The organism is Bradyrhizobium sp. Leo114, from assembly GCF_055229415.2.
In genome coordinates this window covers 1-255 of record NZ_JBUYEN020000277.1, presented here as the reverse complement: position 1 = coordinate 255, position 255 = coordinate 1, and the positions used below count along the sequence as shown (strand labels likewise).

Annotated in this window: 1 protein-coding gene; it reads left to right on the top strand. The window is 62.0% G+C overall.

Annotated features, from left to right (window positions below):
- On the top strand, positions 1-255 hold a 255-nt coding region (locus ACZIRK_RS45735), incomplete at both ends, for a transposase (RefSeq protein WP_474419913.1).

The window sequence follows — 255 nt, the reverse complement described above, 5'->3', positions numbered from 1 at the left end:
ACGACTAAGATCCATATGGCCGTCCGCGGCTTGGGCTGTCCGGTCCGTTTCTTCCTGACGGCAGGCCAAGCCGGCGATGCCCCACAAGCCCAGCCCCTCGTCGAGGGTCTTGCAGCCGAGTTCGTCAGGGCGGATGCGGCCTACGATTCCGACGCGTTCAGAACCGCCATCGCCGCAAAGGGCGCACAGGCCGTCATTCCAAATAATCCTTCGCGGACCAAGAAATATCCGCTCAACAAGCCCCTTTACGCCGAG